Here is a 22,926-nt window from a genome sequence, read left to right on the forward strand (position 1 = left end):
TGAACATGAATATTGACGAATTGAAATCCCATGCGCTGGCTGCTCGCCGGGATATTGTCACCATGATTTATGAATCAGGCATTGGCCATCCTGGCGGTGCATTGTCCATCATCGACATTCTGACCTGGATTTACGATCAAGAGGTGGACTTCTCCTGCGCCCCTCGCGCTCGCGTGGTCATGAGCAAAGGTCATGCGGTTGCTGCTCAGTACGCCATGCTGCATCAAAAAGGCAAAATTGAGCGCAGCGAATTTAATACTTTTCGACAAATTAACTCACGTTTACAGGGGCACCCTAGCATCAAATCTCTGCCCGAAGTCGATGCAACAACCGGCCTGCTGGGCCAGGGATTATCCATTGCCTTTGGTATGGCGGCGGCCAAAAAACAGCGGGGGGAATCACAGCGCGTTTTCGCCATCATTGGCGATGGCGAAATGCACGAAGGACAAATCTGGGAAACGCTACAACAAGCAGGCCATATGAAGATGGATAACCTGGTGGCGATTATCGACTACAACGGTTTTTCCTCCCACGACCCCGTTAATCAGGTGGTGAATCTGGAACCTCTGGCCGACAAAGTGCGTCTTTTCGGCTGGCACGTACTCGAACTCCATAACGGTAACGATATGCATCAGGTTGCCGACACGCTGATGCTTTCACGCCATCTGAAAGGAAAACCTGTCGCCATTATTGCGCATACCACCAAAGGCAGTGGCGTTAGCTATATGGAAAATAACGGTGACTGGCATTCAAAAACCCCAACCACCGAACAATATCAGCAGGCTATGGAGGAGTTGCAGTGATGAAAGCCCCACGTGATGAAATTGGTAACGCACTCATTGCCCTGAAAAAAAAGGGCTATCCCATTGTCGCCATTGATAGTGATTTAGCCAGCTCCACCCGCACTGACCAGTTCCAGGCCATCTATCCAGACGCTTTCTTTGAAATGGGTATTGCGGAAGGATCGGCAATGAGTTTTGCCACTGGCCAGGCGCTGGAAGGAAATATTCCGTTCTACGTTAACTTTGCGATGTTTGTGACAGGCACCGCCTGGACTCAACTGCGCCAGGCGTGCTACGCCAAAGCTAACATTAAATTAGTTGGTAGCCACCCAGGAATGGATGATGGACCTGACGGCGCATCGCATCATGCGCTGGAAGATCTGGCCCTGACGCGCGTACTGCCGGGGCTCACAATTCTAACGCCTGCCGACGCTGAAGAAGTTGAGGCCGCATTTGAACAGGCAGTAAACATTCCCGGTCCGGTCTATATTCGCGTAGCCCGAGAACCGATGCCCGTGCGCGATAAATCTGCCGTTCCGCGAGTGACCGATATCGCCGCCGTGGAGGACTCAGGCAATGACTTCGCCATTCTCTATGAAGGGACCGTTCTGGAGCAGGCAAGCGCAGGTTATGTGCAGCTGTGCGCCCAGGGAAAACGTGGCAAGCTGATTCACGTCGCCATGCTAAAACCGTTTAACCGCCAGCGCTTTCTGCAACTGATTGCCAACTGCCCGCAGATCGCAACGATTGAAAATCACACGATCACCGGTGGGCTTGGCGGACAGGTTGCTGAAGTATTGGCGGAGGAAGGATTAACCACGAGATTAATCCGACTGGGGACACAAGATACGTTTACGGAATCAGGCAATAGCCGCCAGTTGAAAGAGAAATACGGTATTTCGGCGACCGCACTCTTTGAAGCCCTCAGATAGTTCGGGTTGGCAGACCGCAATGCGGTCTGCTGCTCTGAAATAAGGAGAACACAATGACATCTGCGCTATTTTCTGCCTGTCAGTTTCGTGAACAATGCCACTCCTGGCAGGAGGCCGTGACGCTGGCTTGCCAGCCTCTGGAAGAACTGGGCGCGATTACGTCCGCCTACGCTCAGGCAATCATCCGTGAAACAGAACAACTGGGTCCGTGGTACATCTTAAGCCCTGAGTTTGCCCTACCGCACGCTCGTCCAGAAGAAGGAGTGATAAGCAGTGAGACACATCTGTCGCTCTTGTGTCTGAAAGAGGCGGTGCCTTTTCCAGGGCATCCAGATGTGCGGTTAATTATTGTCCTGGCGGCTGCCAGCAGCACCCGACATATTGAAATGATTCAAAAACTGGTTTGCTGGCTGGATGAAGGGGAGCATTTACAACAGCTGACGAGTATGACCAGTCAGGCGCAACTTCACTGCACGCTGAAAGCATGCGAATACCTCGCAACTTCCGGCATACCCGCAATGGGAAAATGAGTCACGGTATGCAAACATTTTGCCTTGCATACCGTCTGGCGCGCTTTATACGTGAGCCACCGGAGTCGGCGTATGTCTGGCGCTACGCAACAACATCAGCAGATAAATAAACGATACGCTGGCGATCATAATGAATAACAGATTATCGGAATAATTCTGCATCAGCATTGCGGTGAATGAAGGACCAAGCAGGCTGCCAACGGTATAGCTTAATAACAATGCCTGATTCATGGCGACCAGCTGATGATGTTCAACCTTTTCACAGGCCCATGCCATCGCCACCGGATAGAGGGTAAAACCTGCCGCACCCAACATAAACAACGCAGGCGCCATCGCCGCCTGATTCAGCATGGCGATACTTCCGACGATAACCACGAAGACCTGGACGCGTAAAACCAGCAGGCGTCCCAGCTTGTCTGCCAGGCGGCCAATCGGCCATTGCCCCAGAATACCGGCGCTAACCAGAACCGCCATCCAGAAACCAATGCTGGCGTTGCTCACCCCTTGATGGTTGAGATACAGCGGCATCAGGCCATACAAAGACCCCAGAACAATCCCGGAAATAATACAGCCGTTAACGCCCAGACGCGCCTGACGCAGCTTCAGCATGGAGGTAATAGGAGTAGACTGCTGTTCATCACCCTGCTGATTGGCAATGCGCGTAAAGAGCAATGGCAAAACACCAGCCAGGATCGTACCCGTCACCCACGGCAGGACGTTCATCAATTCTGTTGATACTTTACTAACCAGTAGCTGGCCTAAAAACGTCCCCACGTAATAGATCATCATATAGGCGGCAAGCAAGCGTCCGCGATTACGCGAAGTCCCACTGCACATCAGCGCACTTTCCACTACCACCCAAATCATGGCGCAGCCAACACCGGCGATAAAACGCCAGGTCATCCAGCTCCAGAATCCCACCATAACCCCCAGGCCGATACAGCCCGCGGCAAAAATAAGCGAGGCAATGTAATAGCTGCGATTAAAACCAAGGTGTTTTATTAAATACCCGGTCAGCAACGTCCCTACCAGATTGCCGGTAAAGTAGGAAGAACTCACCACACCTACCTGCCAGGTGGGCAAATTTTCATGGGCGAGCCAAAGCGGGACGAGCGTGTTTAACACGGCGATCGCCAGGGTCAGCAGAAGCAGCCCGCACAGCAACAGCATGACGGGACGGGTATAGATGGACATGAATAAAAACCGTGAGGAAGTTCAAATTTCATGCGCATCATGCCACTGCCAAAAACATTGTCAATCGGCGCAATCAAAGGGCTGAGGCGCTTTCCGGACGATCGATTTGCATTACTGATTCTTAATGTGAATAGATAAAAAACACAAAAACACATCTGCTTGTTTTTATTGATCTAAAACAAAAATCTCGCGTTGCGTTCAGTCGAAAAATTTCATGGACTCCCCTTACTTTTATTTCTTACTAAACTCTATGCGGGATGCAGATCTGCATTGTCTTCAAAATAGAACAGTGAGTTCTTATTTAGGTATCTAATCCATATATCGTTCTTTCTGTAGACTTAAACTCATCAAATTTCCCCCACTGATGCTGAACAGGAGAAATATCATGACTAAACCTTACGTAAGACTTGATAAAGATAATGCGGCAGTACTGCTGGTCGACCATCAGGCTGGCCTGCTCTCTCTGGTTCGGGATATCGATCCCGATAAATTTAAAAACAACGTGCTTGCCCTCGGCGACTTAGCAAAATACTTCAAACTCCCAACCATTCTGACAACCAGTTTTGAGACAGGACCAAACGGGCCACTGGTACCGGAACTGAAAGCTCAATTTCCCGATGCGCCTTATATTGCTCGCCCCGGAAACATTAACGCGTGGGATAACGAAGATTTCGTGAAAGCAGTGAAAGCGACCGGTAAAAAACAGCTGATTATTGCCGGTGTCGTGACGGAAGTTTGCGTAGCTTTCCCTGCGCTCTCGGCTATTGAAGAAGGTTTTGATGTCTTTGTCGTAACCGATGCGTCGGGTACATTTAATGAAATTACTCGCCATTCAGCATGGGATCGGATGTCCCAGGCCGGTGCTCAACTGATGACGTGGTTTGGTGTCGCATGTGAGTTGCATCGCGACTGGCGCAACGATATCGAAGGTCTGGCGACGCTGTTCTCTAATCACATTCCTGATTATCGCAATCTGATGACCAGCTACGACACGTTAACTAAACAGAAGTAAAAAACCGGGGCTATGCCCCGGTTTGTCATTTAGCTGGCAACCGCCATACCGACGGTCATATGCAGCCCGTAGAACACGCCACGACCAATCAACTCGCCGACTAACAGCAGAATAAACGCGACGGAAAGCAGCGGAACTGCAGGCTGGTAGCCTTTCACTTGCGGTACAATCCAGCAGCACAACGCTACTGCCAGAGCGACAATCCGCCACGCCATCAGCGAGCCGTAATCCGGAACCAGCGCAGACGCCTGTTGAATGGAACTGTGGATCGTCGCCAGTTCAGCCCCCTGCATTACAGACATGATGGCGCTCACGACCAGAGCAAGCACTGAAATAGCCGGCAACAGGCGCATCGCCCAACCGTCCACGCCAGCAATTCTCAGCAACAGATATCCCAGCAACGGACCGCCCATAAACATCGTCAGGAAAAAGCCCAGCGGCGTCCAGATGCTGTACCAGGTCGGTACGGTATCGATGGTGTTATACACGCGCACCATCATCCAGACAAAAACCACGCCCAGTACCATGGTGACAACTAACCACAGATTGCGTAATACGGGCGACATTTTTTTCAACGTTGCCAGCAGCCAGCCGATGCCGCCAACGGCAAAGAAGATTGAGCCGCTGGCAATTTCATTACTCAACGCAGAAGACCCTACACGATTGAGTGAGTTAAAGGCGCGCATCGGTGAGCCCAGGTGGAGCATGGAAGCAATAAAGCCAATGCCCATTAATACCCACAGCCCGAACATGCAGGCAATCACGCGCTGCTGCGATTCAGGGCGTAAGTCCCCTTTCATCAACGCCAGCGCCAGAACGATAAAGCCACCAACTACACACTGTCCGAAGACAGTGAAGATCATCAGCGGCCATTCATGCCATCCACTTCCCATCTTACACCTCCTTCGGATTGGCCAGATAACCTGTAGTATCCCCGGTCGGGCGGCTATTGGCGTTAGGTTTGATGACAATACTTGGTTTGGTAAAGTGCGCGCCCGGCAGTGGCGCTACCGCAGCCAAAGTACCGTGTTTTTTGCGCAGCTCTTCAATCGGACCAAAATCCAGCGCACGCAGTGGGCAGGACTCCACGCAGATAGGTTTCTTGCCTTCAGCGACGCGCTCATGGCAGCCATCACATTTAGTCATATGCCCTTTTTCAGCATTGTACTGTGGCGCGCCGTAAGGACAGGCCATGTGGCAATACCGGCAGCCAATGCAAACATCTTCGTCGACAACGACAAAACCATCTTCACGTTTGTGCATCGCACCGCTCGGACAAACCTTGGTACAGGCTGGATCTTCACAGTGGTTACACGCAATGGAGAGGTAATAAGCAAAGACGTTCTGATGCCAGACGCCGTTGTCCTCCTGCCAGTCGCCGCCTGCGTATTCATAAATGCGGCGGAAGCTGACTTCCGGGGTTAAATTTTTGAAATCTTTGCAGGCCAGTTCGCAGGTTTTGCAACCGGTGCAACGGCTGGAATCAATAAAAAATCCATACTGGGTTGTCATCGGTTACTCCTTACGCCTTTTCAACCTGAACAAGGTTCGTGTGTGACGGATTCCCCTTTGCGAGAGGAGACGGACGCTGGGTCGTCAGGACGTTAATGCAACCGCCCTGATCCACGCGTTTTGCATCCGGGTCATACCAGGCCCCTTCGCCCAATGCCACCACGCCGGGCATCATACGTGGCGTCACTTTCGCCTCAATATGCACTTCACCACGATCGTTAAAGATACGTACCTTGTCGCCGTTGTTAATACCGCGTCGCTGCGCATCCATCGGGTTGATCCACATTTCCTGGCGGCAGGATGCTTTCAGGACATCGACGTTGCCATAGGTCGAGTGAACGCGAGACTTATAGTGGAAGCCGGTCAGCTGCAAAGGGAATTTCTCCACAAGCGGATCGTTTAAGCTTTCAAAGCCTGGGGTATAAATCGGTAGCGGATCGATTACATCACCTTCCGGCAGTTCCCAGCTTGCCGCGATCTCGGCAAGCTGCTGCGAATAAATTTCGATCTTACCTGACGGCGTGGTCAGCGGATTGGCTTTAGGATCCTCACGGAATGCCCTGTACGCCACATGATGTCCTTGCGGATCGCGCTGTTTAAAGATCCCTTGCTGACGGAATTCTTCAAACGTAGGCAGTTCAGGAATCGCTTTGCGCGACTGCTCATACAGATGGCGCATCCACTCTTCCTGAGTACGACCTTCTGTAAACTGCTGCTCAACGCCAAGGCGCTTCGCCAGCTCGCTGGTCATCTGGTAGATAGTCTTGCATTCGAAGCGTGGTTTGATCGCCTGATCGGTGAAAATCACATAGGACATGTTCCCGCATGAGGCATCCAACGCGAAATCCATCTGCTCAGAGGCGGTACAGTCCGGCAGCAAAATGTCCGCGTATTTCGCCGAGGAAGTCATATGACAGTCGATGACGACGATCATCTCGCACTTCTTCTCGTCCTGGAGGATTTCATGCGTGCGGTTAATATCAGAGTGTTGGTTAATCAGACAGTTACCGGCATAGTTCCAGATCATCTTAATAGGAACATCGAGCTTGTCTTTGCCGCGTACGCCGTCACGCAGGGCCGTCATCTCCGGGCCTCGCTCAATCGCGTCCGTCCACATGAACATCGAGATGCTGGTTTCAACTGGGTTTTCCAGCGTTGGCATACGCTCAAACGGCAAACTGTATGAGCCCTCACGTGCCCCGCTGTTGCCGCCGTTGATCCCAACGTTACCGGTCAGGATAGCGAGCATAGAAATGGCGCGGGTCGCTATTTCACCGTTAGCATGACGCTGCGGCCCCCACCCCTGGCTGATGTATGCCGGTTTAGCGCTACCTATTTCACGCGCCAGTTTGACGATACGTTCAGCGGGAATACCGGTAATCTGCGCCGCCCACTCCGGGGTCTTGGCAATGCCATCCTTACCCTGCCCAAGAATATACGCCTTATAGTGACCGTTCTTCGGTGCGTCGGCCGGTAAGGTTTTCTCGTCGTAACCCACGCAGTATTTGTCGAGGAACGGTTGGTCAACCATGTTTTCGGTGATCAGGACATACGCCAGACCATTGACCAGCGCCGCATCAGTACCAGGACGGATCGGGATCCATTCATCTTCACGCCCCGCACCGGTATCCGTATAACGGGGATCGATAATGATCATGCGGGCATTGGATTTCTGTCGCGCCTGTTCAAGGTAATAGGTTACCCCACCCCCGCTCATACGGGTTTCACCAGGGTTATTACCGAACAGAACCACCAGCTTGCTGTTTTCAATGTCGGACGGGCTGTTACCGTCAGCCCAGCCGCCGTAGGTATAGTTCAACCCGGCAGCGATTTGCGCTGAAGAGTAGTCACCGTAGTGATTAAGATAGCCGCCGCAGCAGTTCATCAACCGTGCCACCAGCGTTTTACCCGGCGGCCACGAGCGCGTCATAGTGCCACCCAGCGTACCGGTACCGTAGTTCAGGTAGATAGACTCATTGCCGTAGTCTTTGATAAGACGCTGCATATTGCTGGCAATGATGTCGTAGGCTTCATCCCAACTGATGCGCTCAAATTTTCCTTCGCCACGCTTACCAACGCGTTTCATCGGGTATTTCAGACGATCGGGATTATAGACTCGGCGACGCATGGATCGACCACGCAGACAGGCGCGTACCTGGTGCAGACCGTCATAGTTGTCATCGCCGGTGTTGTCGGTTTCGACATACTTTATTTCACCGTCGACCACATGCATACGCAGCGGGCAGCGGCTGCCGCAGTTCACTGTACACGCGCTCCAGATCACTTTCTCATTAATCGGTGTCGGATTAAGGGCTTCTGCAGCATTTGCAATACGGGTAAATGGCAGGGTAAACGCGCTACTGGCCACCGCCAGTCCGCCTATCGCCGTCGTTTTCACCAAACCGCGGCGAGTAACCTCAGCTGCCAGCACGGCATCGGGGATCTTAGTTTTCATAGTGGCTCACTCTGCTGCTCACAATAAAAAAAGCGCCCTGAGGCGCTTTTTTAGCAGAGAAAGGTAGCTTAGCCGATGAATTCGAGGCCATTCATGTACGGACGTAATACTTCCGGAACCTGAATGCGGCCATCAGCCTGCTGATAGTTTTCCATTACCGCAACCAGCGTACGCCCAACCGCCAGACCGGAACCGTTCAGAGTATGCACTAAACGGGTCTTTTTGTCGGATTTGCTGCGGCAACGCGCCTGCATACGACGAGCCTGGAAATCCCACACGTTGGAGCAAGAGGAGATTTCGCGATAGGTGTTCTGCGCCGGGATCCACACTTCAAGATCATAAGTTTTGCATGCGCCGAAGCCCATGTCGCCAGTGCACAGGATGATTTTGCGATACGGCAGACCCAGCAGTTGCAGGACCTTCTCGGCATGGCCGGTCATCTCTTCCAGCGCGTCCATCGACTCTTCCGGGCGAACAATCTGCACCATCTCAACTTTATCGAACTGGTGCATACGGATCAGACCACGCGTGTCACGACCGTAAGAACCTGCTTCAGAACGGAAGCACGGCGTATGCGCAGTCATTTTGATCGGCAGCGCATCTTCATCGATGATTTCGTCGCGCACCAGGTTGGTCAGCGGAACTTCTGCTGTTGGGATCAGCGCATAGTTGCTGCTGTCAGCTTCTTCATCCAGCGGACGGGTATGGAACAGATCGCCAGCGAATTTCGGCAGTTGGCCTGTACCGTACAGCGTGTCATGGTTAACCAGATACGGGACGTAGTTTTCGCTATAGCCATGCTGCTCAGTATGCAGATCCAGCATGAACTGAGACAGCGCACGGTGCATACGCGCAATCTGCCCTTTCATAACAACAAAACGAGAGCCGGTCAGCTTAACCGCCGCGGCGAAATCAAGACCCGTGTGCATTTCACCCAGGGTAACGTGATCGCGCACTTCGAAATCAAACTCACGCGGAGTACCCCAGCGGCTGACTTCGACGTTGTCATTTTCATCTTTACCCACCGGAACGTCGTCCGCTGGCAGGTTAGGAATAGTCAGCGCAATGTCGCGGATCTCGGCCTGTAAGGTATCAAGTTCAGCTTTCGCGGCATCCAGCTCTTCGCCCAGTTTGTTCACTTCCAGACGTAAAGACTCGATATCTTCCCCGCGCGCTTTTGCCTGGCCGATGGATTTCGATCGCGAGTTACGCTCTGCCTGCAGGTTTTCAGTTTGTACCTGCAGAACTTTACGACGCTCTTCAAGAGCGCGCAGCTTATCTACATCCAGCTTAAAGCCCCGGCTTGCCAGTTTTTCTGCGACTGCGTCTGGCTCATTACGCAGCAGATTGGGATCGAGCATGCTTATCCTGTGCTTATCGAATTAAAATAGGAGAAAGTGACCACAGCCTGCGGTCACAGGGATACAGAGACAACATTACCGCAACGATAACACTAACGGTAGCGTTTTATAGGGCTATTTTGATCCTGTCCGGCGAGCCAGGCGAGCTTTTCGCCAATCTTGCCTTCAAGACCTCTGTTTGTGGGGCGATAATAGCGCGTTTGTGCCATTTCCTGCGGGAAGTACTCTTCTCCGGCGGCATAGGCATTAGGCTCATCATGGGCATAACGATACTCCTGACCGTAGCCCATCTCTTTCATCAGCTTAGTCGGCGCATTGCGCAGGTGAACTGGCACGTCGTAATCCGGACGTTCGCGGGCATCAGACAACGCGGCTTTAAAGGCGGTGTAAACCGCATTACTCTTCGGCGCACAGGCTAGATAAACAATCGCCTGAGCAATCGCGCGTTCGCCTTCCGCGGGTCCCACGCGGGTAAAACAGTCCCATGCGGAAATCGCCACCTGCATGGCGCGGGGATCGGCATTGCCGACATCTTCTGAGGCAATCGCCAGACAGCGACGGGCAACATACAGCGGATCGCCACCAGCGGTAATAATTCGCGCATACCAATAAAGCGCCGCATCTGGGGCGCTTCCACGTACCGACTTGTGTAATGCGGAGATGAGATCGTAAAAACGATCGCCTTTATTATCGAAACGCGCACTACGTTCACCGGCAATTTCGGTGAGCAATTCTGGTTTCAATACGCGCTTGCCGGAATCATCAACTTCGGCCATATCGGCCATCATTTCCAGCGTATTCAGCGCCCGCCGCGCGTCACCATTAACCAGTTCGGCAATAGCCCGACGCGTTTCTGGCGGCAGAATAATATCCTGGCCGCCATAACCACGCGCTTTGTCTGACATCGCCTGGTCCAGCACCTGTTCAATGTCGTCGGAAGTTAACGATTTCAGTAAATAAACGCGTGCACGCGACAACAGCGCCGAGTTGAGCTCAAACGAGGGGTTTTCAGTGGTAGCGCCAATAAACGTAATGGTACCGTCTTCAATATGCGGTAAAAACGCATCCTGTTGGCTTTTATTAAAACGGTGAACTTCGTCCACGAACAGGATCGTGCGTCGCCCCGCGTTACGGTTCTGACGCGCACGCTCAATCGCTTCACGAATTTCTTTCACGCCAGACGTAACTGCCGAAATTCGTTCGACATCGGCGTTAGCGTAACGGGCAATAACTTCGGCAAGCGTCGTTTTCCCGGTCCCCGGCGGTCCCCATAAAATCATGGAGTGCAGATGCCCGGCCTCGATAGCGCGCGGCAAGGGTTTGCCCGCAGCCAGCAGATGCTGCTGGCCGATATACTGCGCTAAATTTTCTGGCCGCATACGCGCGGCCAGCGGCTGAAAAGTATTATCAGAAAAGTCGAGCGACAGATTGCTCACTCACACGCCTCTACTTACGTTGATCGTCAACCGTTACACCTTGCGGCGGGGTAAAGGTGAATTTAGAGGGTTCAATCGCACCATTCTGCTGAGATTTCAGCTGATAGCTGCTGCGCTGATCGTCTTGTTCAACGGCGCTGAACTGGTGGATCGTCCCGTCACGCCCAACATTGATAGTAAACTGCTTAAGGTTACCGCTGCTGGTTTTTGGCGTCAGCACGAAATCATCGCCATTTTGCTTAATATTGTACTGCTGCCAGTCGCTGGCCTGGTTACGTGCAATCAGCATGAACGGCGTGTTGCCCGTGGCGTCTTTCAGCCATGTCGCAGTCGCCTGCTCAACAAACGGGTTAAAGAACCACAGCGTTTTACCATCGGAAACCAGGATGCTCTCGTCAGGCTGCGTCATATGCCAGTTAAACAGATTAGGACGTTTAACCCATAAGTCACCCTGACCTTCCTGCACCGCCGCACCGCTACCGTCCGTGACCTTCTGAGTAAAGCTGGCATGGAAACTACTGACTTTATCCAGGCGGCTTTTCAGGTCGCTGGCAGCATCTGCCCAGACGCTGCTCACCACAAAGCTCGACAATAATGCACAGGTGATTGCGATTCTTTTCATCGTTATTCCTCAAAATACGTCACTCCCAACGGGGAGATCCCTCTGCTATCCATTTCAGGCCAAAAATCAGCATGAGGAAAGTAGAAAATACTGAATTACTTAACTTTGCAATCATTCGAAGGGCGGCGGAGCCAGCACTTCACGATTACCATTATGCCCTTGCTCGCTGACAATTCCCTGCGCTTCCATCTGTTCGATGATGCGCGCCGCTCGGTTGTAACCGATACGGAACTGACGCTGGACGCCGGAGATTGAGGCTTTGCGTTTCTGGGTAACAAAGTTTACCGCCTGATCGAACAGCGGATCCAACTCTTCGCCACCATCAAAGCCGCCACCGCCGCCTTCGCTTTCGCTGTCAGACGTTATGCCGTCAACGTATTGTGGACGACCGCGCGCTTTCCAGTCCTGAACCACAGCGTGAACTTCTTCATCACGTACAAAGGCGCCGTGTACACGCACTGGGATCGTTGAGTTTGGTGCGGAATACAGCATGTCACCCATACCCAACAGCGATTCCGCGCCGCCCTGGTCAAGGATGGTACGCGAGTCAATTTTACTGGACACAGTAAAGGCGATACGCGTTGGGATGTTCGCTTTAATCAGACCAGTAATAACGTCAACCGACGGTCGCTGGGTCGCCAGCACCAGGTGGATCCCCGCCGCACGCGCTTTTTGCGCCAGACGAGCAATCAGTTCTTCCACCTTTTTACCCACGGTCATCATCAGGTCGGCGAATTCATCCACCAGTACAACGATATACGGCAGTTTTTCCAGCACCGGATGCTGAACATCCATACTGTCGCCCGGCTTCCAGTACGGGTCCGGAATCGGACGCCCCATACGGGCGGCTTCAGCAATTTTTTCGTTATAACCGGCAAGGTTACGCACGCCAAGCGCCGACATCAGCTTGTAGCGACGTTCCATTTCATTGACGCTCCAGCGCAGGGCGTTGGCAGCATCTTTCATGTCGGTCACAACTTCAGTCAGCAAATGCGGAATGCCTTCATAAACCGACAGTTCCAGCATTTTCGGGTCAATCATGATAAAGCGAACGTCTTCCGGCTGCGCCTTGTATAACATGCTGAGGATCATGGCGTTCACCCCAACCGACTTACCGGAACCGGTTGTCCCTGCCACCAGCAGGTGCGGCATTTTCGCCAGATCGGCAACCACGGGTTCGCCCGCAATATCTTTACCCAGTACCACGGTCAGCGGAGATGAGTTATCACGGAATTTGGCGTTATCCAACACTTCGCGCAGATAAACGGTTTGACGTTTTTTGTTGGGTAACTCCAGCCCGACATACGGTTTGCCCGGAATGACCTCGACCACGCGTACCGCTGCGGTCGACAATGAACGCGCCAGATCTCGCGACAGGTTGGAAATACGCGCCGCTTTAACTCCAGGAGCAAGATTAAGCTCAAAGCGAGTAATAACCGGACCAGGAGAGTAGTTCACCACATCGGCTTTAATGCGGAAGTCCGCCAGACGAGCCTCCACCAGACGAGCCATTTGCTCCAGAGCGAAAGTATCTATCGGCTCAACCTCACTCGGCGGCGGCGTGAGCAGATCCAACGATGGCAACGGCGTACTTGGACGGTGCGCCGGACGACTGTCGCCATTACGCATCAGGAGCGGATGGATCAGACTATCCTGCGGCGATGGTGTAACAGGCTGCGCCGGCTGCTGATAATGCTGCTGCGGTGCGACTGGCTGCGCTGGCTGCTGATAATGCTGCTGTGGTGCGACTGGCTGCGCTGGCTGCTGATAATGCTGCTGCGGTGCGACTGGCTGCGCTGGCTGCTGGTAATGCTGTTGTGGTGCGACAGGCTGCGCCGGCTGCTGAAAATGCTGCTGTGGTGCGACAGGCTGCGCTGGCTGCTGGTAATGCTGCTGCGGTGCGACAGGCTGCTGGTACTGCGGCGCAGGCTCCGGCATTACGCCTGGAGTAAATAGCGGCTCATGCGGACCATCATCCACCAGCGTTTTCATTGGCGAAAATTCAAAGTCATCAAGCGAGAACGGATTCGCTCCGGCAGGCTGTTCACCGGAATAGCGCTGCTGCTGGGAAGAGGCAAACTGGCGGGCCAGTTCCGCTTCTGCGGCTGAATCATCATCAGTCTGACTGGCATCATCCTGATACTCCTCGCCATAGCGGTGCTGCTGCGACTGGGCGAACTGACGCGCCAGCTCATCTTGCTGCATTGCGTCAATTTCTTCGTCACTGTACGCATCTATATCAAGATGCTCTTCGCGCGCTTTCTCTTCAGCCATACGTTGTGACGGCAGTTTTATGCCATACGACGCCAGCTCCCGACGAGTAGGTACGCGCACACGATTCGGACGCGGTAACTGCGGACCAATCCCCTCTTTCACCTGTGGACGCGGTGCACCGCTACCCGCAAGACTAAAGACAGGTGCTGCGGCAGCCGCACCCGCCCCTAAAGCGGCGTTTTTCACCCCGGCGGCCAGCGGCGCAACGGCAGCAACTGACTCAACGGGCGGTATGGATGCTGCCGTCGGCATAGACGGCTTAACACGTTCAGGCTCCTGAGCAGGCTCTGGAATCGGCTGATACCAGGCGGCCAGTTGCTCGCGCTCACGTGCACGTTTCTCTTCAACTTCTTCAAAATAGTAGAGTGGCGGACGAGTCGGTTTAACCTCTTCAACCACCGGCTCAGGTTCCACTACAGGCGGTTGTTCAACCGCAGGCTGCTGGAACGCGGCGTTTTGTTGAAAGGTTGATTCCGGCTGATAAACAGGTTGCTGCACGGGCTCCGGCTGATATGCAGGTTCAGGCTGCCAGTTGTGCTCCGCGGTAAATCCCTGCGGCTGCGGACTTTCTTCCACAACCGGCTGCTGCCATGGTTCATACTGCTGCTGCACCGGTGGCTGTGCGTAGTGGGCTGGCTGAGGATACCCCTCAGGCGCTGGCGCAATCACCGCATCACCGGTTTGCGGACCAGGCACGGCTTGCCAGGCCACGGCTGGGGCCGGTTGTTCCATAACCGTATTGGTCACTGGCGATGTTTGCAGCAGCGGATCAACCGGTGCGCTCCAGGCCTGAGCTGCCGTTGTCGCTGCAGCTGCGGCGGCAACTGGCTCTGTCACCGAATGACCATTCAGCAGTGGGTCAAGTTCGTCATATTCAGGCAGCGTCGCACGATTACCGGAGAACAGCACATCGTTAGGATCGGCAACAACGCCACGAGCGCTGTATTCAATTTCGTCTTCATCATCCATGCGTTTGCCGGAAAATAGCGCGGCATCAGTATGACGGCCAAGCGGGTTGGTAAATTTCTCCGCCAGACGCTTACGGCGCGCTAACGCACCGCGCAGAATACGCGCCCGACGCGATTCATGAGGTTTGCCATCAGCGGTGTCGAAAGACTCATCTTCATCTTCATATTCTTCGTCATCGACCCAGGTATCGTCGCGACGGGTACGGTTGCTGGCAAACGTCAGGATATTGAGTAACCAGCCGCCCAGTTTTTCCGCAATGCTCACCCATGACCAGCCGGTAAACAGCGTTAATCCCGCAGCCCAAATGCACAATAGCGTCAGCGTACCGCCGCTACTGTGCAGTAATGGTTGCAACGTGGTGCTGAGCAGGCTGCCGATCACGCCGCCAGAGGCAAAATACCAGATGTCATCGGCATTGATTGCGGCAAGCCCGCAGGAGGTAAGGATCAGCGCCAGAACGCCAATAATACGCAGCGAAACGGCAAAATAATCGACGTATTCGTCGCTGGCCTGGTGTCGCCATGCAAACCAGCAGCCGCCGACAATGATGACGGGAATGGTGTAGGCCATGACGCCAAAAATAAAGAACAGTGTGTCTGCCAGCCATGCTCCGGGTATTCCCCCCAGATTATGGATAGGTTCGTGCCACGCGGTTTGCGACCAACTGGGATCCGAAGGGTTAAAGCTGAGTAAGGCAGCCATCAACCAGACGGCAAAAAGGGCAATAAGGATCAGTAGCGCTTCCAGGAGTCGGCGCCCGCTGCTTAACTTCGTCAATGTGACGTCTTTGTCTTCAGTGTATTCCTGGCTCAAAAACGGCTCTCCAGGTTTCAGGCTTTTCCTGCCCGATGCTAAAACGGACAACAGCACCGGGTTGCCCCGGCACTGTTGCTGTATGGATTAACAGGAGTGTAATCAAACTGCGTCGATTTTGCACCTGTTCCGTGTTAGCGCGTCTTAATTACCAGACGATTGCTCTGTTTGACTTCTTCCATTACGACATAAGTACGTGTGTCATTCACGCCAGGCAGACGCAGCAGGGTTTCCCCCAACAGCTTACGGTACGCCGACATATCCGGTACGCGTGTTTTCAACAAATAGTCGAAATCACCGGAAACCAAATGACACTCTTGAATTTCTTCAAGTTTTTGTACTGCAGAGTTAAATTGCTCAAACACATCCGGGGCGCCACGATTCAGAGTAATCTCAACAAAAACCAGAAGTGATGCATCCAGATAATGCGGGTTTAACAGCGCTGTATAGCCCTGAATAAAACCCTGTCTTTCCAACCGACGCACACGCTCAAGGCAGGGCGTTGGTGAAAGTCCCACACGTTTAGAAAGCTCGACGTTAGAAATACGCCCATCCTTTTGCAGCTCATTAAGAATGTTACGATCGATACGGTCGAGATCTTTGCCAGGGCGCTTCTTACTATCTACCATTATTATTGTCTCTCTGTATTCCTTCCCTACTCCTGCCTGACTCTACCAACATCACTGTTCAGAGTCGCTACCCATCAAAATAAACCGCAACCCAGAGGGATTTTCGGTTTGTAATGCCTGGGCTTATGGTGAGAAGACCGTTGCCTGTCGGCGGCTATCGACATCACGAATGGCATCTGTCCACACCATGCGTAGATTTCGCTAACACGGTAAACATGGTATCTACATGCATGATTATGCAGCACATACATGACACATTTTTTTTCTTCCTTGACTGTTTTCGCAAAACAGCAGGTGATTGTCAAAGCAAAACATCGATTTTTAGTACAACATGCCAGTTATTCATTCGCAGTGATGGAAAATCGTCATTTTATCACCTTATAACTGACCGATTTTTAGTAGAAATCGTTATAGTATTACGACTTATTCCCCCGCTCATCGGTTTCTGCTATTACAAAAATTGTTAACAAAATCGCCATACTCTTTTTTTACGCCTGTAAATTCCCTACAATCCTGCTCATTGCCTGCCAACAACTATGGGGATCTCATGGGCGCAACCAAACACAGTAAACTTCTTATTCTGGGCTCAGGCCCTGCGGGATATACCGCTGCGGTCTACGCTGCACGCGCTAACCTGCAACCGGTACTGATTACCGGTATGGAAAAAGGTGGTCAACTGACCACAACAACAGAAGTGGAAAACTGGCCTGGCGATCCGCACGATCTCACTGGCCCGCTGCTGATGGAGCGTATGCACGAACATGCGACCAAATTTGATACAGAAATCATTTTTGATCACATCAGCAAAGTTGATCTGCAAAACCGCCCTTTCCGTCTGACCGGCGATAGCGGAGAGTACACCTGTGACGCACTGATCATCGCTACCGGCGCTTCAGCACGTTACCTGGGCCTGCCTTCAGAAGAAGCATTCAAAGGCCGCGGCGTTTCCGCCTGCGCAACCTGCGACGGTTTCTTCTACCGTAACCAAAAAGTTGCGGTGATTGGCGGTGGCAACACTGCGGTTGAAGAAGCGCTGTATCTGGCGAATATCGCATCTGAAGTGCATTTGATTCACCGTCGCGACAGTTTCCGCGCAGAGAAAATTCTCATCAAGCGTTTAATGGATAAAGTTGAAAACGGCAACATCGTGTTGCACACCCACCGCACGCTGGAAGAAGTAACCGGTGATCAAATGGGCGTAACCGGGCTGCGCCTGCGCGATACGCAAAACACTGACAATGTGGAGTCATTTAACGTTGCCGGATTGTTTGTCGCTATCGGTCACAGCCCGAATACCGCCATTTTCGACGGTCAGCTTGAACTGGAAAACGGCTACATCAAAGTTCAGTCCGGTATTCACGGTAATGCCACACAAACCAGCATTCCGGGGGTCTTCGCAGCCGGTGACGTGATGGATCATATTTATCGCCAGGCGATCACCTCTGCGGGCACAGGCTGTATGGCCGCACTCGATGCAGAACGTTATCTCGACGGTCTGGCGGACGCTTGCAAATAAGTTTTACAAATCAGTAACAAAAGTAAAAAAGGCGACTATAAGTCGCCTTTATTTTTGCCTCGTTGTAACATTGCCCTGCCCAAAAATTCCAATAACTCACCTGCTAAGCGTGCAATGAATAAAACCCGTCAAAAAGAGCTGACCCGCTGGTTAAAACAGCAAAGTGTAATTTCCCAACGATGGCTGAACATTTCACGCCTGTTGGGGTTCGTGAGTGGTCTGTTAATCGTCGCTCAGGCCTGGCTCATGGCCCGCATTCTGGACCATATGATCATGGCCAACATTCCCCGAGAGGCGCTACTGCTTCCGTTCATCGTGCTGGTATTGATTTTCATCCTGCGGGCATGGGTCGTCTGGTTACGCGAACGGGTCGGGTTTCACGCAGGGCAACATATTCGCTTTGAAATTCGCCGCCAGGTGCTTGACCGTCTGCAACAGGCAGGTCCGGCCTGGATACAGGGCAAACCGGCCGGGAGCTGGGCCACGCTGATCCTGGAGCAGATTGACGATATGCATGATTACTATGCACGTTATCTGCCGCAAATGGCGCTGGCCGTATGCGTCCCATTATTGATTGTGGCGGCGGTATTCCCGTCAAACTGGGTAGCCGCCCTTATTCTGCTCGGAACAGCCCCGCTGATCCCGTTATTTATGGCAATGGTCGGAATGGGCGCTGCCGATGCTAACCGCCGCAATTTTCAGGCTCTTGCCCGCCTCAGCGGTCATTTCCTCGATCGTCTGCGGGGCATGGAAACGCTAAGAATATTTGGTCGCGGTGAAGCCGAAACGGAAAGCATCCGCGCTGCGTCGCAAGATTTCCGCCAGCGCACCATGGAAGTCCTGCGCCTGGCGTTCCTGTCATCCGGTGTCCTTGAGTTCTTTACCTCTCTGTCTATTGCGCTGGTGGCGGTTTACTTCGGTTTTTCCTACCTCGGAGAGCTCGATTTCGGCCACTACGGGACGGGCGTCACGCTGGCAGCAGGCTTCCTCGCGCTCATTCTGGCGCCGGAGTTTTTCCAGCCCCTGCGCGATCTGGGCACGTTTTATCACGCCAAAGCGCAAGCCGTTGGTGCAGCTGATAGTCTGAAAACTTTCATGGAAACCCCGCTGGCTCATCCAGAGCGTGGCGACATTGAGCTGGCGACGAAAGACGCCGTTTCACTTGAGGCACACGATCTGATTATCACTTCGCCGGAAGGTAAAGTGCTGGCCGGCCCGCTCAACTTTACCCTGGCAGCCGGTCATCGCGCAGTGCTGGTTGGACGCAGCGGTTCCGGTAAAAGTTCGCTGCTTAATGTCCTGTCCGGTTTCCTCTCTTATCGGGGATCGCTGCGAATTAACGGCTTTGAACTTCGCGACCTGTCACCTGATTCCTGGCGTAAACAACTGTCATGGGTCGGGCAAAATCCGCAACTTCCTGCCGCCACGTTACGCGAAAACGTTCTGCTGGCTCGCCCCGATGCCAGCGAAGAACAGCTACAAGCCGCACTCGACAGCGCATGGGTCAGCGAGTTTTTACCGCTGCTGCCGCAGGGCGTGGATACGCCAGTCGGCGATCAGGCGGCCCGACTTTCCGTCGGGCAAGCGCAGCGCGTTGCCGTCGCTCGCGCCTTACTCAATCCCTGTCAGTTACTGCTGCTGGATGAACCCGCCGCCAGCCTTGATGCGCACAGCGAACAACGCGTGATGCAGGCGTTGAACGCGGCATCTCACCGCCAGACCACGTTGATGGTGACGCACCAGTTGGAAGATCTTGCCGACTGGGACGCTATCTGGGTGATGCAGGACGGACAGATCGTTGAACAAGGTACCTGGACCGAACTTAGCTCAGCCAACGGGGCTTTTGCGACATTACTGGCTCATCGTCAGGAGGACATCTAAATGCGCGCTTTGCTACCTTATCTGACGCTGTATAAACGTCACAAATGGATGTTAACGCTGGGGATCGTTCTGGCGATCGTCACGCTGCTGGCAAGTATTGGTTTGCTGACGCTTTCAGGGTGGTTCCTGTCGGCTTCTGCGGTGGTTGGCGTCACCGGAATTTACAGCTTTAACTATATGCTCCCTGCCGCAGGCGTACGCGGCGCAGCGATCACCCGCACCGCGGGGCGTTATTTCGAACGACTGGTCAGCCATGACGCAACATTCCGTGTGCTGCAGCATTTGCGTATTTATACCTTCAGCAAACTGCTGCCGCTCTCCCCTGCGGGCCTGTCCCGTTATGGACAGGGTGAATTACTTAACCGCGTGGTGGCTGATGTCGACACGCTCGATCATCTGTACTTGCGCGTGATCTCCCCGCTGGTAGGGGCTTTTGTCGTCATCATGGTGGTCACGCTGGGGCTAAGCGTTCTCGATTTCACGCTGGCTATCACCCTCGGCGGTATTATGCTGCTAACCTTATTTATTCTGCCCCCACTCTTTTATCAGGCAGGCAAAAGCACCGGACAAAGTCTGACGCATCTGCGTGGGCAATATCGTCAGCAGTTAACCTCCTGGCTACAGGGCCAGGCTGAATTGACCATTTTTGGCGCCAGTGAACGCTACCGCGCTCAAATGGAAGCCACCGAGCTGCAATGGCACGAAGCCCAGAGACGCCAGTCTGAATTAACGGCGTTGTCGCAGGCGGTCATGCTGTTAGTCGGCGCGCTGGCAGTGATTATGATGCTATGGATGGCCTCAGGCGGCGTGGGCGGTAACACCCAGCCAGGCGCACTGATCGCGCTGTTTGTCTTCTGTGCACTAGCCGCGTTCGAAGCGTTAGCGCCTGTCACCGGCGCATTTCAGCATCTCGGCCAGGTTATTGCCTCTGCGCTGCGCATCACCGAACTTACCGAACAGCAGCCAGAAGTGACCTTCCCGGATGCGGGTTCCTCGGTTTCAGAGCAGGTAACCCTTACGCTACGCGATGTATCATTCAGCTATCCAGGACAGGCGCAAAAGGCGCTCGATACACTTTCCCTGCAGGCCAACCCCGGTGAACACATTGCGATTCTCGGTCGCACCGGCTGTGGTAAGTCAACATTATTGCAATTGCTAACCCGCGCATGGGATCCGCAGAGTGGCGAGATTCTGATTAACGAACAGCAAATTGCGACCCTTAGTGAAGCCACGCTGCGCCAGAGTATCAGCGTCGTGCCACAACGCGTGCATCTGTTCAGCGCTACGCTTCGCGATAACCTGTTGCTGGCGGCACCGCACGCCGGCGATGACGCATTAGCCGCGATGTTGTGCCGCGTCGGTCTGGACAAACTGCTTGAGGATGATGGACTCAACGCATGGCTGGGCGAAGGCGGTCGTCAGCTTTCTGGCGGCGAGCTCCGTCGTCTGGCTATCGCCCGCGCCTTATTGCACGATGCTCCGCTGATGCTGCTGGATGAACCCACCGAAGGGTTGGATGCCACAACGGAAAGTCAAATGCTTGAATTAATTAGCGATGTCATGCGCAACAAAACCGTATTAATGGTTACACATCGTCTACGTGGGCTGTCACGTTTTGATCAAATAATAGTAATGGACAACGGACAAATTATTGAGCAAGGTAATCACGCAGATCTGTTAGCCAGGCAGGGGCGTTATTACCAGTTTAAGCAACGTCTGTAAGCTATTATTGAACGATCAAACTCGCGTAGTGGAGTTTCGCTGTCATGCGCCTGGTGCAACTGTCCCGCCATTCCATAGCCTTCCCGTCACCGGAAGGCGCTTTACGCGAGCCTAACGGTTTATTGGCGCTTGGCGGCGATCTCAGCCCTGCCCGCCTGCTGATGGCCTATCAGCGCGGTATTTTCCCATGGTTTTCACCTGGCGACCCCATCCTTTGGTGGTCGCCCGATCCGCGCGCCATTCTTTGGCCCGAGAAATTTCACCTCAGCCGCAGCATGAAACGCTTTCATAAAAATTCGCCTTATCGCGTGACGCTCAATTACGCGTTTGGTCAGGTGATTGAAGGCTGCGCGAATGACCGGGAAGAAGGCACCTGGATAACGCATGATGTGGTGGATGCTTACCATCGCCTGCACGAACTGGGGCATGCCCACTCAATTGAGGTGTGGCGACAAAATGAATTAGTGGGCGGTATGTATGGCGTGGCGCAAGGTACGCTGTTTTGTGGCGAATCGATGTTCAGCCGTCAGGAAAATGCGTCCAAAACCGCACTGCTTGTTTTTTGCGCTGAATTTATCCGTCAGGGCGGAAAATTAATCGACTGCCAGGTATTAAATAGCCACACAGCCTCGCTGGGCGCCGTCGAAACACCGCGTCGGGAGTACCTTGAGCACCTGAGCAGACTGCGCCAGCAGCGGCTACCGAGCCATTTCTGGATTCCCAGGACGTTATTTTCACCTCAGGAGTGAATGTTTTCGGCACATTTTTTGTCGGGGTGTTATAATTGTCGCGCAGAGTTGGTTTAGCCCATTACCCCGCCGCCGTTAAGGAACAGTTCGCGTCAGGCAACGCCTATCGTTTATCTCCTCGTTCCCTTACACGTTGCGCTTTAAGTGCGGCTTTGCCGTGTGTGGATAGAGTAATGCGCCAAACCCGATTTGCTGTGTTTTAAACGCACAAATCTTTACTTATTAAAAGAACTTCGGCATTATCTTGCCGGTTCAAATTACGGTAGTGATACCCCAGAGGATTAGATGGCCAAAGAAGACAATATTGAAATGCAGGGTACCGTTCTCGATACGTTACCTAATACCATGTTCCGCGTAGAGTTAGAAAACGGTCACGTGGTTACTGCACACATCTCCGGTAAAATGCGTAAAAACTATATCCGCATCCTGACGGGCGACAAAGTGACTGTTGAGCTGACCCCGTACGACCTGAGCAAAGGCCGCATTGTCTTCCGTAGTCGCTGATTGTTTTTAACGCCCGAATGGCGTCCAGATAAT

General features: G+C 53.2%; 18 protein-coding genes and 1 pseudogene. 10 read left to right on the top strand and 9 right to left on the bottom strand.

Going from position 1 to position 22,926, the window contains the following annotated elements:
* Nucleotides 1–5: 5 nt before the first annotated feature.
* The 3 genes from HV334_RS15775 to HV334_RS15785 are packed head-to-tail and all read left to right on the top strand — an operon-like array spanning nucleotide 6 to nucleotide 2,244.
* Nucleotides 6–803, top strand: coding sequence for a transketolase (locus tag HV334_RS15775; RefSeq protein ID WP_016156111.1), 798 nt, complete (start codon nucleotides 6–8; stop codon nucleotides 801–803).
* Nucleotides 803–1,714, top strand: a complete 912-nt coding sequence (locus HV334_RS15780) for a transketolase C-terminal domain-containing protein (protein ID WP_181220602.1) — start codon at nucleotides 803–805, stop codon at nucleotides 1,712–1,714. The genes HV334_RS15775 and HV334_RS15780 overlap by 1 nt, the downstream gene beginning before the upstream one ends.
* Before the next feature lie 53 nt (nucleotides 1,715–1,767).
* Complete coding sequence (locus tag HV334_RS15785; protein ID WP_016152435.1) at nucleotides 1,768–2,244, top strand: PTS sugar transporter subunit IIA; 477 nt, start codon at nucleotides 1,768–1,770, stop codon at nucleotides 2,242–2,244.
* 45 nt (nucleotides 2,245–2,289) lie between these two features.
* Here the strand turns inward: HV334_RS15785 and HV334_RS15790 are convergent, their stop codons facing one another.
* Nucleotides 2,290–3,438: an MFS transporter gene (locus HV334_RS15790; protein ID WP_016152434.1), complete on the bottom strand. Its 1,149-nt coding sequence runs from the start codon at nucleotides 3,436–3,438 to the stop codon at nucleotides 2,290–2,292.
* A gap of 385 nt (nucleotides 3,439–3,823) precedes the next feature.
* On the opposite strand from HV334_RS15790, the gene ycaC reads away from it, so the two are divergent.
* The gene (ycaC, locus tag HV334_RS15795; RefSeq protein ID WP_016152433.1) at nucleotides 3,824–4,450 is read left to right on the top strand and encodes an isochorismate family cysteine hydrolase YcaC; all 627 of its coding nucleotides are present in this window, start codon (nucleotides 3,824–3,826) and stop codon (nucleotides 4,448–4,450) included.
* 29 nt (nucleotides 4,451–4,479) lie between these two features.
* Here ycaC and HV334_RS15800 read toward each other — a convergent pair whose 3' ends face one another.
* The 8 genes from HV334_RS15800 to lrp all read right to left on the bottom strand — a co-directional run bounded on the left by HV334_RS15800 (nucleotide 4,480) and on the right by lrp (nucleotide 16,521).
* Nucleotides 4,480–5,343: a dimethyl sulfoxide reductase anchor subunit family protein gene (locus HV334_RS15800; RefSeq protein ID WP_181220603.1), complete on the bottom strand. Its 864-nt coding sequence runs from the start codon at nucleotides 5,341–5,343 to the stop codon at nucleotides 4,480–4,482.
* 1 nt (nucleotide 5,344) lies between these two features.
* Nucleotides 5,345–5,962, bottom strand: a complete 618-nt coding sequence (locus tag HV334_RS15805; protein ID WP_003035741.1) for a DMSO/selenate family reductase complex B subunit — start codon at nucleotides 5,960–5,962, stop codon at nucleotides 5,345–5,347.
* A 10-nt stretch (nucleotides 5,963–5,972) separates the two neighbouring features.
* Nucleotides 5,973–8,417, bottom strand: coding sequence for a dimethylsulfoxide reductase subunit A (gene dmsA, locus HV334_RS15810; RefSeq protein ID WP_181220604.1), 2,445 nt, complete (start codon nucleotides 8,415–8,417; stop codon nucleotides 5,973–5,975).
* 68 nt (nucleotides 8,418–8,485) lie between these two features.
* Nucleotides 8,486–9,778, bottom strand: coding sequence for a serine--tRNA ligase (gene serS, locus HV334_RS15815; RefSeq protein ID WP_049043013.1), 1,293 nt, complete (start codon nucleotides 9,776–9,778; stop codon nucleotides 8,486–8,488).
* Nucleotides 9,779–9,870: 92 nt separating this feature from the next.
* The gene (gene rarA / locus HV334_RS15820; protein WP_181220605.1) at nucleotides 9,871–11,214 is read right to left on the bottom strand and encodes a replication-associated recombination protein RarA; all 1,344 of its coding nucleotides are present in this window, start codon (nucleotides 11,212–11,214) and stop codon (nucleotides 9,871–9,873) included.
* A 10-nt stretch (nucleotides 11,215–11,224) separates the two neighbouring features.
* Nucleotides 11,225–11,836 carry an outer membrane lipoprotein chaperone LolA gene (gene lolA / locus HV334_RS15825; RefSeq protein ID WP_003831898.1) on the bottom strand — a complete coding sequence of 204 codons (612 nt, stop codon included), beginning with the start codon at nucleotides 11,834–11,836 and terminating at the stop codon, nucleotides 11,225–11,227.
* A gap of 111 nt (nucleotides 11,837–11,947) precedes the next feature.
* Nucleotides 11,948–15,892 (bottom strand): DNA translocase FtsK, encoded by a 3,945-nt coding sequence (ftsK, locus tag HV334_RS15830; RefSeq protein WP_181220606.1) that lies wholly within the window; start codon nucleotides 15,890–15,892, stop codon nucleotides 11,948–11,950.
* Between the two features lie 134 nt (nucleotides 15,893–16,026).
* A complete protein-coding gene (gene lrp, locus HV334_RS15835; protein WP_002439523.1) occupies nucleotides 16,027–16,521 on the bottom strand; it encodes a leucine-responsive transcriptional regulator Lrp in 495 nt (164 codons plus the stop codon).
* A gap of 547 nt (nucleotides 16,522–17,068) precedes the next feature.
* Here lrp and trxB point away from each other — a divergent pair.
* The 6 genes and pseudogenes from trxB (at nucleotide 17,069) to infA (ending at nucleotide 22,893) form a co-directional block, all read left to right on the top strand.
* Entirely contained in the window at nucleotides 17,069–18,037 is a 969-nt protein-coding gene (gene trxB, locus HV334_RS15840) for a thioredoxin-disulfide reductase (RefSeq protein WP_181220607.1), read from the top strand.
* A gap of 114 nt (nucleotides 18,038–18,151) precedes the next feature.
* The gene (cydD, locus tag HV334_RS15845) at nucleotides 18,152–19,918 is read left to right on the top strand and encodes a cysteine/glutathione ABC transporter permease/ATP-binding protein CydD (protein WP_181220608.1); all 1,767 of its coding nucleotides are present in this window, start codon (nucleotides 18,152–18,154) and stop codon (nucleotides 19,916–19,918) included.
* Nucleotides 19,919–21,640, top strand: coding sequence for a cysteine/glutathione ABC transporter ATP-binding protein/permease CydC (gene cydC, locus HV334_RS15850; protein WP_181220609.1), 1,722 nt, complete (start codon nucleotides 19,919–19,921; stop codon nucleotides 21,638–21,640). It begins immediately after the preceding gene.
* Nucleotides 21,641–21,684: 44 nt separating this feature from the next.
* Nucleotides 21,685–22,389: a leucyl/phenylalanyl-tRNA--protein transferase gene (gene aat, locus HV334_RS15855; protein ID WP_016152424.1), complete on the top strand. Its 705-nt coding sequence runs from the start codon at nucleotides 21,685–21,687 to the stop codon at nucleotides 22,387–22,389.
* Nucleotides 22,390–22,747: pseudogene (locus HV334_RS15860) on the top strand (hypothetical protein).
* Nucleotides 22,675–22,893 (top strand): translation initiation factor IF-1, encoded by a 219-nt coding sequence (gene infA / locus HV334_RS15865; protein WP_002211347.1) that lies wholly within the window; start codon nucleotides 22,675–22,677, stop codon nucleotides 22,891–22,893. Before HV334_RS15860 ends, infA begins: the two are co-directional and overlap by 73 nt.
* Nucleotides 22,894–22,926 lie beyond the last annotated feature (33 nt).

This window comes from Citrobacter sp. RHBSTW-00944 (assembly GCF_013615435.1).
Lineage (GTDB): Bacteria > Pseudomonadota > Gammaproteobacteria > Enterobacterales > Enterobacteriaceae > Citrobacter > Citrobacter braakii.